The organism is Psychrobacter sp. ANT206 (assembly GCF_056880555.1).
In genome coordinates, this window is record NZ_CP096271.1 from 1,971,905 (window position 1) to 1,987,399 (window position 15,495).

General features: G+C 42.1%; 10 protein-coding genes. 8 read left to right on the plus strand and 2 right to left on the minus strand.

Annotated elements, in window-relative coordinates:
* Positions 1-293: 293 nt before the first annotated feature.
* The 7 genes from M0221_RS08195 (at position 294) to M0221_RS08225 (ending at position 10,047) form a co-directional block, all read left to right on the plus strand.
* Positions 294-1,634 (plus strand): MFS transporter, encoded by a 1,341-nt coding sequence (locus M0221_RS08195; RefSeq protein WP_263241975.1) that lies wholly within the window; start codon positions 294-296, stop codon positions 1,632-1,634.
* 207 nt (positions 1,635-1,841) lie between these two features.
* The gene (coq7, locus tag M0221_RS08200; RefSeq protein ID WP_483284774.1) at positions 1,842-2,480 is read left to right on the plus strand and encodes a 2-polyprenyl-3-methyl-6-methoxy-1,4-benzoquinone monooxygenase; all 639 of its coding nucleotides are present in this window, start codon (positions 1,842-1,844) and stop codon (positions 2,478-2,480) included.
* 224 nt (positions 2,481-2,704) lie between these two features.
* Positions 2,705-3,853: a tetratricopeptide repeat protein gene (locus M0221_RS08205; protein WP_483283505.1), complete on the plus strand. Its 1,149-nt coding sequence runs from the start codon at positions 2,705-2,707 to the stop codon at positions 3,851-3,853.
* 393 nt (positions 3,854-4,246) lie between these two features.
* A complete protein-coding gene (locus tag M0221_RS08210) occupies positions 4,247-6,856 on the plus strand; it encodes an esterase/lipase family protein (protein ID WP_483283506.1) in 2,610 nt (869 codons plus the stop codon).
* A gap of 517 nt (positions 6,857-7,373) precedes the next feature.
* Positions 7,374-8,852, plus strand: coding sequence for a cytochrome ubiquinol oxidase subunit I (locus tag M0221_RS08215; protein WP_483284775.1), 1,479 nt, complete (start codon positions 7,374-7,376; stop codon positions 8,850-8,852).
* Entirely contained in the window at positions 8,852-9,868 is a 1,017-nt protein-coding gene (gene cydB / locus M0221_RS08220; RefSeq protein ID WP_011514020.1) for a cytochrome d ubiquinol oxidase subunit II, read from the plus strand. The genes M0221_RS08215 and cydB overlap by 1 nt, the downstream gene beginning before the upstream one ends.
* Before the next feature lie 62 nt (positions 9,869-9,930).
* Positions 9,931-10,047 carry a hypothetical protein gene (locus tag M0221_RS08225; protein ID WP_020443792.1) on the plus strand — a complete coding sequence of 39 codons (117 nt, stop codon included), beginning with the start codon at positions 9,931-9,933 and terminating at the stop codon, positions 10,045-10,047.
* A 107-nt stretch (positions 10,048-10,154) separates the two neighbouring features.
* Here the strand turns inward: M0221_RS08225 and murU are convergent, their stop codons facing one another.
* Positions 10,155-10,883: an N-acetylmuramate alpha-1-phosphate uridylyltransferase MurU gene (gene murU / locus M0221_RS08230; protein ID WP_483283507.1), complete on the minus strand. Its 729-nt coding sequence runs from the start codon at positions 10,881-10,883 to the stop codon at positions 10,155-10,157.
* Positions 10,884-10,967: 84 nt separating this feature from the next.
* Positions 10,968-12,107, minus strand: a complete 1,140-nt coding sequence (locus M0221_RS08235; RefSeq protein ID WP_483283508.1) for an aminoglycoside phosphotransferase family protein — start codon at positions 12,105-12,107, stop codon at positions 10,968-10,970.
* 317 nt (positions 12,108-12,424) lie between these two features.
* On the opposite strand from M0221_RS08235, the gene M0221_RS08240 reads away from it, so the two are divergent.
* Positions 12,425-15,421, plus strand: a complete 2,997-nt coding sequence (locus M0221_RS08240; protein WP_483283509.1) for an LPS-assembly protein LptD — start codon at positions 12,425-12,427, stop codon at positions 15,419-15,421.
* Positions 15,422-15,495: the final 74 nt, after the last annotated feature.

Below are 15,495 nucleotides of genomic sequence, written 5' to 3' on the forward strand. Positions count from 1 at the left end.
TAAAAAATTACTTACATCAGACCATTTAAGCATCGGCAAACCTTTGCTATTGGCTACTTTATTAGGATTTAGTCGGCTAAAATTTACAAATCATAACTTAGTTAATTATGAAATCATAGCATTGGACGTATGTATTTTTGCCAAAGCCTTGCTATTATACGGCTTAACATTGATAAAACCTATGCCATATTTAGTTAAGTTTTTGATAGCGTTGATAATTACCCTAGTATTAATGACTATCTTCTCCGTCTTGCTTCACTTTTATTTGTCTTGACCCATTTGTAGGAATTTTCATGGCCAATCAGTTTCAGTTATTTAAGCGTCGCCGTTTTAGCGCCATGTTTTTTACCCAATTTTTGGGAGCGTTTAATGACAATATTTTTAAGCAAGCGCTGATATTAGTTCTGACCTACACGGCGGCGAGCCAGCTTGGCGTTGAGGTTAGTATTTTAAATAACTTGGCAGCCATGTTATTTATTTTGCCGTATTTTCTATTTTCAGCGCTGGCAGGGCAAATCGCTGACAAGTTTGAAAAGTCTAAATTGACCCGCTTAACCAAGCTGCTTGAGCTGTCCATTATGGTGATTGCGGCAGTGGGTTTTGTATTTGAGTGGTATGCACTCTTATTTGTCGCGTTGTTTTTAATGGGCACACAATCTACCTTTTTTGGGCCCATCAAATATGCCTACTTGCCACAAGCGATGCAAGAAAATGAATTGGTCGGTGCCAATGGTCTGTTTCAAATGGGTACGTCATTAGCGATATTACTTGGTATGATTATTGCTGGCGTCTTAACCCAAGTGCCACAGCCGCTATATTGGATTAGTCTGACCGTATTAGTCGTTGCGATATTAGGTTATTTCGCCGCCCGATCTATACCCACCATGCCAGCGATGCAGCCTGATTTAAAGATTAATTGGAATATCTTTACCACCAGTGTGTCAACGGTACGTTATTTATATTCCTTACGGTTTTTGTTCTTCGTTATCTTGGGCAACAGCTGGTTTTGGTTTTATGGCGCGACTTTTTTGACCCAAACACCTGAATTCAGCAAAGTCATTCTTCATGGCGATGAATCAGTGGTAATTTTCCTGCTGACTTTATTCTCAGTCGGTGTCTCTATCGGCTCATTATTATGCAAAAGGCTTACCAAGAATCAGGTCAGCTTACGTTTATTACCCTTTGGTATCGCTGGTTTGAGTATCTTTGCTATCGACTTGTATTTTTCGCTATCAGGATTGTCGATTGATGGGAATACTGAGACGTTAATCGGAGTGAGCGGATTATTCGCTATCCCTGGTAGCTGGCGCGTCTTTGTCGATTTATTCTTTTTGGGCTTTAGTGGCGGCTTATATATTGTCCCTTTATATGCATCTATGCAGGCTTACGCACCCAAAAGCCATCGTGCACGCATCGTTGGTGCCAATAACATATTTAATGCCATATTTATGGTTGGCTCAGCGATTTTTTCTATCGTGGTATTAAATAGCTTAGGCATGTCACTACCGCAGTTATTCCTTGTTACAGGCTTGCTTAATATTGCCTTTGGGGTATTTTTATATACCAAGCTAAATAAACATATTAAGCATGCCAGCATACAAACTCATGATGATCAGCTAAACAGACATGATTAAAGAGTTTGATAATTTGAATCAACAGCATTAATGACAACTGTCATTATAAATCGATTGCTGAACGCCTCATTATTATGATGCCGACCATTGATGTTGTTTGCTATAGTAAGCTCTAAGATTAAGTAGTAGTAGTCGCTGCAACGCTTTAAAAATTCATAGCAACACGTCATTCATAATAAATACTGCCATCAGGAGTGAATCATGGCTTTGCGTCCCTTATCTAAAATCGATCAATTGCTGCTTGGAGTAGACAAGGCATTGCGAGCGGTCGTACCGCATTCCAACCCGAGTACTCGCCCTTTGCCAGTGAGTAGTGATGAAATTCCTGAGCTGAGTATTACAGAATCGCGGCACGTTGCAGGGCTGATGCGTATAAATCATACCGGAGAAGTATGCGCGCAAGGGCTGTATCATGGGCAAGCATTTACGGCAAAAGATAATAATGTCAAACAAGCCATGCAGCAATCTGCCGAAGAAGAAGTCGACCATCTAGTCTGGTGTGAGACGCGTCTAAGCGAGCTTGGTAGTCATCCAAGTGTGTTTACACCTTTATGGTATGGTATGTCGTTTGGTCTCGGCGCAGTAGCAGGCGCAATCTCTAACGAGTTTAGCTTGGGGTTTGTCGCTGAAACAGAAGCACAAGTTAGCGAACATCTTCAAGATCATATTGGACAACTGCCCCCGCAAGATCAGCGCTCAAAAGAGATATTGGCACAAATGGATAGCGAGGAACTACATCATCGTGAGTTGGCACTTGCCAATGGTGGCGCTGCATTGTCGCCACTCATGCGCCATACCATGCGCTGGATGGCAAACCGCATGAAAGCCACAGCGTATCATTTTTAATAGAATTATTTTGACAAACACAGGGCAGCAAAAAATGCCTCAGTAATGACTTTTAACACTCCTACTACTGTTCGTATTGAGATTAATTTGCTAGGGTATAAAAAATTGCACGATTTTGCCGTAACTATATGAGTACGACGTCAATGTCTAGCAGCTATTAAGTAATGGATTTATCAATAACGACCAAATAGACGAAACAACGATTAAATAAGGTAACTATCTTTATGAACGCCATCAGTCAACCGACCCACTCTCAAAAATCGCCTAAGTTTGCGACTTTAACCGCATTGGCCGCCGCTTGTGCCATGATGCTATCTGCGCCTGTGAATGCTGCCGAAGTTGATGCTTCAACGACTGCAACTACGGCTGTTCCAAGCGCGATTGACTCAAGCAAACGAGTGATTCGTCTTGCTAGACCTAATGCAGCTGTCAGTGCTACTCAGGCAGCAACCAATGTTCAACCAGAAGTGGCAACAAATACCGCAGCACAAGTGATTGCTCAAGCAAATATCAATACGACACAACAAAGCAGTGCCCAAGTTCCTAATACTCAAACAAACAATACACAGCCCACTCGTGCGTCTCAAAATACTATCCAAAATCAAGCCGTCCAAACCAATCAGAATACTGAGCTTACAGGGACAACGCGGGTTTATGAGCGTGGACCAATGGTTGCAACGGGTATCGATTTACGTGGTGGTCAGCTGTCAAACATTCCAACGCCGCAAGTGCAACTTTCAGACATCAGCTTTGTACCTACCATCTTGATAGCGCAGCAAACCGGTCTTGGTACAGACAAATTGGATGTCAGTCTACTCGATGATTTTATTAAAGACACATCACCATATGCACGCCATTATCCACCAAACTTCCCTAACCGCACCCAGCGTCATTATGCTCGTGAAAAAATCAAAGTACTAACTGACTGGATTGAACCTTATGCCAAATCGCCAAATGCCTCTTATGATGTACTATTACGTGCAGCTAAGTTAAACGGTATGGGACGTAACTTGGATTTGGGTTCGGAATATACGGTACGTGGTGGGCAATATATTGATCGTGCCATCAAAATCAAACCGGATAGCGGCGAAGCCAATTTTATATATGGCATGATGCTCTCAGAAGGCGGTGGTTTTAAAGAAGGTCAAAAGTATCTTGATCAAGCGGTTAGCTTAGGTTATATCGAAGCAGAGCAAAGCTTGGCACAATCGGATGTCTTGAGTGATCGCCGTGAAAAAGCGTTAGAGCGTTTGCGTCGTTTAGAGCAGAAAGTCCCAGACAATACGGTTATCCGTCAGCAAATCAAGCTAATCGAAGACGGTAAGTTTTATATTTGGGATATACCAGCATCAAATATAAAACCAAATATGTAAATCAAAACCTTATAAAGATGATGTATGACAAATACGTCATCAATATTAGATAAACATAGTTAAAAATTAAAAATCTAGCGCCTTTTTTTATATTGAGAAATTAACGATATAAAACTAAGGCGCTTTTTTGTACCAAATATAAACGCGTATTATGAACGTCAAATAAAATGTCATCCCGCTCTTACATTCACTTTTATTTGAAGCGCTGTCCTTCTTTATTATTCTATCTTTTCAGTAGGGCTATTTTCTCTAGCGTCGTATCCAGTAAGTTTAGCAAAATTTGAATATAAGGCGATAAATACGATAGTCGAAGCACCAAACTTCCGCTACACTCATCCTAATATAATTGCTATTTGATAATACATGCCTGTCCATTATTCATTGGAATTACCTATGATTTTCGCCGACCCTGTCAATAATGCGCCAAAAGCCACTCATAAAAATAAGATGCCTTTAGCTGTATTGGCACTGCTATCAGCTATGGCAATATTACCTGCCTGTAGCACGGTCTCTGTCAATAGACAGGCCTCTGCCAAGACGATTTCGGCGCAGCGAGGTAATATTGTCACTGATAACAAGCTCAGTAGTGATACCGCATCATTATTATTATCAGCAGGGCTCAATGAGCAAGCCTGTATGCAGCAGTTTGAGCTTTGCTTAACACAGCTTGCTGATAGCATGCTTAATAGGCACTATCGCCCAGCACTGGCCGCCTTTTCAGAGTTACACTATGCAAAAGCGCGCCAACTCGCTACCTCAAAAAGCTGTAGCAATGCGCTTGCCCGTCCGCCACTTGATCCCTATTATGCCAATGCACCTTTGGATGATGCTGAAGCTAAAGCGCAGCAGAGCAAAACCGAGATATGTTTAATTGACTATCAAGAGCGTCTCTTTGATGCCATCAAATCCAGCTATACCTACTTATTCTATGACAGTCTAGAGCATGATTTTGAAGGAGCCGATGAAAAAGTAAGTGGCGGGCGGGCAAAAAATCGTATCCCAAGCGATATCGATATCCAAACTCAAGATATCTATAATGCCGCGAGCAACGATGTTATTACTCAGCTTTATCAATCAACAGGCGACATGAACCAATTGATGCGCAATGTAAAAGTAGAGCATCTTGCCACGAGCGCTAATACCAGCAGGCTTGATAGTAGTGAGCTTGCCGTCAATGCAGCCATTGCCAATAGTTCACTCGTCAAAGGACAGCCAACCGATCAAGTCAAAGTAATGAAGGTGCAAGTAGACAACTATCATTTAAACGTGTATTTGCCAAATGAAAACAACTATCTTAAAAATGCCAATGAGAAAAATTCTGCGCTAGCAGACTTAGTGTCAACTTATGAGCTGCGCTTGTCGGGGCTAAACTCTATTAGCAAGCGACCAGGTTTAGGTATCAGTTTGGTGGCGTCATTGGACGATCGCTATACCACCACTATTCGTCAATTATTACTCTCTTCGCTCTCAGGTCAAATCGGTCAAGAAGCTGCTAATGGCAGACTTGGCAACAATAGCGCAAGCAACGCTGCAAAAATTGCTCAAGAAGAAGATGCCAGCTCACGCATTTATCCTACTGGGCATCTATTGATGACAGGACTGATTAAACCTACGGGCACTAGCGTACTCGACACCCTAAGTAGTGAGCAGCTAGATATCCATTTATATAACCCTTACCGCAGCGAGAGCGCCTCTATCTTAGGCGATGACTATCCACTGGCCGCCAACTTCTCTGCCGGTTATGGACTCTGGTTAGCAGAAAATCAGCTCGATGGTGTCGGCTATCTAAACCTTATTACCCGTCAAAAAGAAGCCAGTTTACCCAAACTTTTTATGCTTGAGCCCTACGACCCTAATAAACGTGTGATTATCATGCTGCATGGTCTTGCATCAAGTCCGGCAACGTGGGTCAATTTGACCAACGATATTTTTAATGATGATAAATTACGTAATAACTATCAGGTATGGCAAATCTTTTATCCGACCAATCTGCCTATTTTAGAAAATCGCTATCAAATCCAAAAATTAATCACTGCCACTTATCAGCAAACAGACCCTGCAGGGGAAAATCTTGCCAGTAAGAACAGCGTCATTATTAGCCATAGCATGGGCGGCATCATTGCTCGCATGATGTTATCTGATGATAATTTGGCGAATAATCTGGATGCATTAGACGATAACAGTTTATTAGCCAACAGCAGCCAGCGTCAGGTTGACGCCATGCTCAAGCAAGCACTTACCAATAAAGAGCTACGCAACCGTTTTGAATTAAAGGCGCTACCGCAGGTCGATACAGCAGTATTTTTGTCGTCACCTTTTCAAGGTACGGACTATGCCGATCGCTGGTTTACCCGTGCGTTACGCCGCATTATTTATCTGCCTGTGGGCTTAGTAAAAACCGTTACAGACAATTTGGCAACCATTGCTATCAAAGGCGACTTGGCGAATAACCCTTTAGGGGCGTTATATCTGCAAAATGGTGCCAGTCAATTGAGCGACAAGTCTTCTTTTATTCAATTAACCAAAGACATTAGCATCAATAAGCGTATTACTTATCATTCGATCATTGCAAATAACGATTCTGATATCACAAGAGGTCTGGCAGCAATGCAGCCGGCAGGCGTCAAACTTGATTTGTCACAAGCAGTCATAGAAGATGACGATAGCGTAATTGAGACTGTCGATACCAGTAGTAGCAGCAATGTAGAAAACTCAGATAATTTAAACGTTTCAGCTGCCGTAGTTGATGGAGAGACTTCAAAAGATGCGACTGCTAAGACAGATACCTTGCCACCTGAAGCACTGGTTGCTTCTGTTATCGTCAATGAAGAGATTAGCCAAGCATTAACTGAACGTCTGTCAGATGGTATCGTGCCCTATACCAGCGCGCATCTTGATGGTGCAGCGTCTGAGACGGTTATCAATGGCGGTCATAGTATCCAAGAAAATCCGCAAACCATTCTGACCTTGCGACGTATATTGCATAAACAATTACAGCAATAGCTCAAATTGAATAACAGGTTGGTTATTTTCACAGTAGATTTTTTACAATAGATAGCAAAAAAATATTATTAAAAGGTATTGTTTTATATTACTGTTCTGTTTCTATTGATAACCTTACTTAAACAATAGCCATAGCTTGAAAAGCACTATATTACATTGTTAATCATTTATGACCAATAGGTGCGTGATATGGCTGGATAGCAACTTGCGTGTAAGCAAACTCAGGCGCATAATGCTGAAATAGAAAATATTTTAATAATGCCATAAGAGACATATCTTATAGTTTATAAGGACATAAATTATTTACTTTAACTAAATAGTAGTGCTTAAGTTATCATAGATAAGGTGTTGTCTAAATGACAACGATAGCCAGTTTACATTGACTATTGTTCGTAACACTTATTATCCTACTGACATCCGTATCGACGGACAGCTACGAACAATGATTTCAGCGTAACATGGAAGCAAGCGCTATTCAGCTAAAATATAAGGGTAACCGCTTATGTTCGCTACATTTATGATTGACCAGCTTGATGCGCTGATGCTTGCGCGTATCCAGTTCGCTTTTGTTATTTCATGGCACATTGTTTTTCCAGCTTTTTCAATCGGACTTGCCAGCTTCTTGACCGTTTTAGAGTTTCGCTGGTTAAAAACTGGTGAGCCTATCTATGCCGAAGTCTACAAACACTGGGTAAAAATATTTGCCGTGGTATTCGGCATGGGTGTCGTGTCAGGCGTGGTAATGTCCTATCAATTCGGCACCAACTGGGCAGTGTTTTCCGATAAAGCGGGTAACGTGCTGGGCCCCTTGCTTGCTTATGAAGTATTAACCGCCTTTTTTTTAGAAGCCTCATTCTTAGGGATTATGCTCTTTGGCTGGGGTCGTGTCAGTAAACGTATGCACCTTGCCTCAACGGCAATTGTCGCTATCGGTACGCTGATATCAGGGTTCTGGATTTTGGCCGCCAACAGCTTTATGCAGACGCCACAAGGCTTTATGGTTGGTGCGGATGGCCTACTGTATCCCACCAATTGGTTAGAAATCATTTTTAATCCCTCATTTCCTTATCGCTATGCGCATATGATGACCGCGGCTTTCTTGACGACTGCTTTTGTTATCGGTGGCATCGGTGCGTATTATCTACAGTCCAAAAAACATGTCGAACATCGCAAACATGGTCGTGTCATGCTCGGTATGGCGATGGTGATGGCGATTTTTGTTGCCCCAGCACAAGTACTTATCGGCGATATGCATGGGCTTAATACGCTAGAGCACCAGCCTGTCAAAGTCGCAGCGATGGAAGGGCTTTGGGAAAATGAGCGCGGTGCGCCGCTAGTATTATTCGGCATTCCAGATCAAAAAGCAGAAAAGAATCACTATGAAGTTAAAATACCTTATTTGTCCGGTTTAATTTTAACCCACTCATTTGATAAAGAAGTGAAGGGCCTTAAAAACTGGGCACCAGAAGATCGACCATTCGTTCCCATTGTCTTTTGGGCGTTTCGTATCATGGTTTCTATTGGTATGCTGATGGTATTGGTGGGACTATTTAGTCTATATAAATACTTCAAAAAACAACAGTTTAATTCTGACAGTATCTGGTTCCACCGCTTATGGATGATGATGACGCCGATGGGTTTTATCGCCCTACTTGCTGGTTGGTTCGTCACAGAAACCGGACGTCAGCCGTGGACAGTTTACGGCGTCATTCGAACGGCAGAAAGCATGTCTCCGGTTGCGGCACAACAAGTGGCAACGACGCTGATTGGCTTTATCGTGCTATATGTCTTCGTATTTGGCGCAGGCAGCTTTTATATTTTACGCTTGATTGCAAAGGGTCCACAGCCGTATGAAGACCCTGCTGATGATAACTTCTATGAGCACTCTATCACTGAAGGTCAAGGTCGCACGTTAAGCGGCGATAGCAATGCCAGTGAGAAAGTAGAAGATTTGGATCAACCTGCCGATGACGTCGAAGATGGAGGATTACGCTAATGTTTAACTTTGGTGACGTATTAGATTTACCCCTCATCTGGGGCGGCTTAATTGCTTTAGCTGTCTTCGTTTATGTGTTACTTGATGGATTTGATTTGGGCTGCGGTATTTTATTCCCGTTTGCGGGTTCCGACAAAAATCGTAGCCGCATGATGAACTCTATCGCCCCTTTTTGGGATGGTAATGAGACATGGCTAGTATTGGGCGGTGGTGGTTTATTTGCCGCCTTCCCAGTCGCCTATGGCATTATTATGACAGGGCTTTATCTGCCGGTGACCTTTATGCTGTTCGGTTTAATTATGCGCGGCGTAGCATTTGAGTTCCGTTTTAAAGCAACTTCACATCGCTATGTATGGGATACTTTTTTCTTTATCGGCTCTGTGGTTGCTACCTTCTTCCAAGGGATTATGCTTGGCGCGTTGGTACAAGGATTAGAGGCAAGTAATCGTTTATATACCGGCGGCCCTTTTGATTGGCTCACGCCATTCTCTGTGGTCTGCGGTATCGCTCTAATTATCGGTTACGCGCTGCTTGGCTCGACGTGGTTGATTATTAAGACTGAGCATAAGCTGCAAGTTTGGGCGCGTAAAGTTTCTGGTTGGATGCTATCAGCATTGGTAGTCGCAATGATTGTCGTGACTGCCTTTATGTATTTCTCAGACATTGATGCGCTTGAAGGTTGGTTTAGTTTCCCAGGGTTATTGTACCTTGCACCGATGCCGATTATCGTCTTGGCGTTATTTTTCTTTATGCGTAAAGACTTGACCTCAGAGCGTGAATATCGTCCGTTCTTATTGACCGTCGTGCTATTTTTGATGGGTTATATCGGTGTTTGTTTTGCGATTTTCCCTTACATCGTGCCGTATCAAATGACCATTTATGAGGCAGCAGCAGCAGATACTTCATTATCATTTATGCTTATTGGTGCTGGCATTATGCTACCCATTATTTTGAGCTATACCGCGTTTGCCTACTATACGTTTAAAGGTAAAACCGGTCACGAGCACATGTATTAATAGCTATTAAGGAGTATTCTATATTCTATAGTTTTCAGGAGAACACTGTTTAGGAGAATATCATGAAAAATCTTAGTAAAAAACAATCTCAGTGGGCATGGTTTATTGGTTTATATATCGCAGGTTTTCTGACGATTTTTACCATTGCCCAGCTGATTAAATTGGCAATGGGCGTATAACGTATAATATAAATAGTTATCCCATTCGCTATTCATAAAAAACCGCAGCCCTAATCAATGATTAGCGCTGCGGTTTTTTATAGCCTATTACTACTGGATATTATAAATTAAGCACCGCAATGTTCGCTTACACCTTTATTCTCTATAAAGGTATTTACCTGCTCTAGGCGTTCAGGCGTACCAACATCTATCCAATTATCAGGCATGATCTCAGCCGTTACTTGGAATTTTATCATTGCTTGTCTAAGTAAGGGTCCAAGGGCAGCAGATTGACCTGATACCAAGCCATCAACCAATCGTGGCGACACCACACTGATGCCAGCAAAAGTATATTTATCGGCGTCACCAATGGCCTGCTCGCATGCCAAACCATTATTAATAGCAAAGTCGCCACCCTCATTATGTTCAGGATTATCAATCAACAATAAATGGGCGCGCTGGTCTGCGCTTAGCTCATACGTGACCAACTGACTAAAATCAAACGTCGTCCATACGTCAGAGTTGACTAAGATAAATGGTTCATTTTTTAACTTTCTAGTTTGTAGCGCTTTAAAAATACCACCTGCTGTCTCTAATGGCGCGTCAGCTTCAAGTGACCAATGCAACTGTACGCCAAACCGCGTGCCATCGCCAAGCGTATCCATTAACTTATCAGCCAGCCAAGAGGCATTAATCGTAATATCAGTAATACCAGCGGCTTGTAGCGCTTTAATATGCCAAATAATAAGTGGCTGCCCACCTACTTCCACTAACGGCTTTGGTGTCTCTAAGGTTAATGGACGCAGACGCGTACCCTTACCGGCTGCCAAAATCATGGCTTGCGTTATTACCGACATAGATAATCCTTATTCTTGGCGAAATTTATACGAGGCGACTGATGATCAATAGCTTTGAATACATTGACATTAAATATATGAGCGTTAAATATATTGCTGCACAAATTTGGTTTGATAAGCAGGCAATCCTGTATCCATTATCCATTGATTAAATGGCAAAACGACTTGTTGCAGACGCGCACTGCCTTTTGTACTTAACCATTCTAATTCAAAGAGAAAATCACGCATGACTTTAGGAATATCCGCTAAATAACGACTTTTACCATCGCGCTCATAAAGCCGGATAAAAATACCAAGCACTTTTAGGTGCCGCTGTACGCCCATGATATTGACCTGATTCTCAAGTTGCTCAGCACTGTCTGCTGTTAACAGCCCTGCTCGTTTTTGCAATTGCCAAAAATCATAAATCCACTGCGTTACTTGTGCTTCCGACCATTCGACATAGGCATCACGCAGCAATGATACCAAATCATAGCTATGCGTGCCAATCACGGCATCTTGAAAGTCAATCACCCCTAATCGCGTGTTATCCGCCTGATCCTGCATCAAATTGCGGCTATGATAATCACGATGGACGATGACTTGCGGTTGTAATAGAATCTCTTCTATCAAGGCTGATTTTAGGTTTTCCCATAATGACGTATCAAGTGTCACGCCGATATGTGGAATAAACCAGTCGCTAAATAAGTCCATTTCACGGGTTAGCATTGCGGCATCATAATCAGGCAATTGATGTTGAGACTTTGCTGTCTCTACCGGTATCTGTTGCAACGCAACCAGTGTCTGCATCGCTGATTGATAGTAGTCATTTACTTGTGCAGGCGTAGCACCAACCAATAAATGAGCGAACTCTACCGCGCCAAAATCTTGCAAGACTAAAAAGCCTTTTGTCACATCTTGCGCGATCAGCGTCGGCACATTGATGGCTTGCGACATGAGTGCTGCCACATTAATAAACTGCTGCATCGCGTCTTGCTCATCAGCCGAATCCATGACAATATAACGCGCTATTTTTGTCGTATCATCTGTACCACCAGCTACTAGCTGAATACGGTGATAACGGCGAGCACTGGCATCACCAGGTAAGCTCTCAAGGGTAAAGGTTTGATTCTCGAACACTTGCTTTAACCAGCACTCTAATGACTCTTGGCGCGTATTAATGGCAGGTATCGCAAGTTCCAATATTCGTTCGTCGGTAATAGTTTTTTCGGTCATAAAAAGCATCGCAGGTTAAATATAAGTCGTAAATGACTAAATGAGTGATAAGTAGGACAAATACTTGCTAAAATAGTGAGCGCTTATTGCACAGTCGCTGTTGTCTTAAAAATAGCATGGCTATCTAATAAACTTTGATAATTTGATAAATAGTGTAGCTGATTTGGTTTTTTTTGACTATGATTAGTCGTCATTATATGTAAAACGTCCCGACTTTTAAGATTATATTATTTATTATTCGTTTATAAAGCGCTGTAGCTGTCTAAAACAGACTTGATAGACGATATATTGCAATTCAATAGGCTCTACAAATCATAGGTGTGCCCTTGTTATATTCTCCGCTTTACCAAAGCATCCGTTTGATTTTATTTGGCGCGCTGGGCTTATCGAGCTTGACCGTTAGTGCCGCTATCAATCAGACTGACTCGATGATGCCTGAGCCATTGGTGACTGATAGCTCAAACCAGTATGCCGATGACGTAGCAACTGATGCTGGTTTTAATAATGAAATCAACAATCAAGACATCAGCTATCAAAGCGACAGTCAGCAGGCAGCAGCCTATAAAAAAGCCAGTTTGAGTAGTGATGCTACTCTAGGTAATGACGCGGCTGTAAATAACAATAATATCACTGCGATTAATGATCGTACCAAGACGAGCCAAGATAGCCGCGTTGCCCCAGTAAATACAAGCAACGCAGCAAAAGCTGGTAATCGTCGAATTGATACCAATGATGAGAGTATTCAAGAAAGCCTTAAACGTTTAGCAGAATTTTATGAGCTGACACCAGATACGAATATTGCAACATCAAACAATACTACAGGCACTAGCGTAAACGACGAACAAAATAATATTCAAAACAGTTTGACGCCTGTAACGACTAATATCCCAACCGTAGGTAGCAATCTGCGCTTGCTGCCACATACCGTCGATAGTGCGGCGCGCTGTGAAGGACAATGGGTTTATCCTAAGAAAAACCCTAACTATCAACGGGCTATTAATGAAGCAGGCGCCAGTAATGGTCAACCAGCACCCAATTTAAATGGTCTGCCCAACAATCAAGCGCCACTATTTGCAGAGTCAGATTATGGCTACTATGATAATGTCGATTATGCCGAACTATCAGGTAATGTCATCATTGACCAAGGGACTCAGCATATTGAGGCTGAAAAAATCGTATTGGACTTAAGCAACGGGGTAGCAGCGGCGCAAGGTAAAGTGATGTTTACTGACCAAGCTACTGGCAATGTCTCTGTAAATGGTGCACAAGACCGCACTCAGCAAAATGGTAAAACTAGCCTTACTGATAAAGCAACACAAGGTGGTCTCATTGGTGTCGCTGACAATTTGAATTATAATACTGAAACAGGGCAATCTACTGCTACAAATGTTGCCTTTGCCAGTGTTGAGCTACAAGCACATGGTTATGCCAAGCGGTTAAACCGACCGAATGAGAGCCAATATGAATTGGATGAGGTCATGTATAGCACCTGCCCTCCGACCAATCGTAAGTGGCAATTTGATGCCAAAAGCATAGATTTAGACACTGAGACAGGACGCGGTGAAGCTTACAATACCACCTTCCGTATTGCTGATGTGCCCGTATTTTATCTGCCCTATTTTAACTTTCCAATAGACAGTCGACGCGGTAGTGGCTTCTTATTGCCTAATGCAAGTATCAGTAGCGAAAACGGACTTGAAATTGATGTGCCTTATTATTTCAACCTAGCTCCCAACTATGATGCCACGCTAAGCACGCATATTTATACCACTCGTAATCCTATGCTATCTGGAGAGTTTCGTTATTTAACAGAAAATTATGGCGAGGGTATCTTTAATGGTTCGTACTTGCCTAATGATAAAGAATACGATGGCGAAGACCGCCGCAGTTTGTTCTATGATCATTATTGGTCATCTACCAGCATTCCACGCCTAAGCGGTGAGGCCAAATACAGCTACGTATCTGATGCCGACTACCTTAATGATTTTGATACGCTAGGTTTATCAGACAACACCTTAAACTTGCCGCGCCGAGCGCAGCTGAATTATTATAACGATTATGTCGACGGCGAGCTAAAAGTAGAAACCTTCCAAACGCTTGATGCGTTGAATAACAATGGGCAGATGTTGCAAGATAAAGACAAACCTTACTCGCGCCTACCGCAGCTCAAACTTGATTACCGTCTACCTTGGGCAAAGCATTTTGATATCACTGGCGTCAGTGACTCCGCTTATTTTAAAAAATCCATCGATGATGGTTCTGAGAATGAAAAAAGTGGCACACGTTTTTATAATAAACTCAGTGCATCTTATCCTATGGAAAACTCATGGGGTTATATCAAGCCAAAGTTAAGCTTACAACATCTGTTTACCACTTATGATGAAGACAGCTTAGTTGACAATTCATTGGATAAAGATAATGGTAGCCAGTCAGTGTTTGTCCCGCAAGCCAGTATTGATGCAGGTTTACATTTTTATCAAGCCGGCTCACCGTTTGGCGCATTTGATGACACGTTAGGTGGCTATCGCTTACTTAGCCCACGCCTGAAATATACTTACTCGCCTTATAAAGACCAAAACGATATTCCAAACTTTAATACTCGTATTGCCTCTATTAACTATGAGCAGTTATTCTCAGACAGCTGGTTTTTAGGGCATGATCGCTTACAAGATTTACATGCTTTTACCCCAGGTATTAACTATCGTTACATCGATGCAACGGGCGTGACACGTTTTGATGGTAGCATTGGTGAACAATTTTATCTCGATGATGGACGCGTTACGCTTGATAATACAAAACCTGTCTTTACCTCATCCTCTTCAGGGCTAGTTTGGGATACCAGCACACAGCCTTATAATAATGTCTGGGTCGATGTGAGTGGCGCGCTGACCAATAGCTACGATTTAAATTATATTACTACTGAGTTACGTTATCAGCCATCTGATAATAGCTTATTTAATGTAGGCTTTATCAAACGTCAACGTGATGAAAATACCAACCAGTTACCACTGTCTGCATTAACAGCGTCAGCAGTTTTCCCAATCAATAATAACTGGCGTCTACTGGCTCAAGGTCAATACGACTATAATCGCAACCAAATGCTCGATTCATTGATTGGGATCGATTATGAAGATTGCTGTTTTGGCTTTGCGGTTTATGGTCGTCGTTACTATAATGACTTGAATATTGCTGAAAAACCCACACAAGCGATTATGGCAGAAGTGAGATTAAGTGGTCTTGGCAGTGGTAGTAGCCGTTTGACACGCTTACTTTCTGATAAAGTATTAGGCTTTGAACCTGTTCAAAATGCATGGAAAGACTAATAACATGATAAGAGACAAGCCTAATTTATAGCCTAGTATGTATGGTATAAACTGGTTTGCATTCTATTATAAAC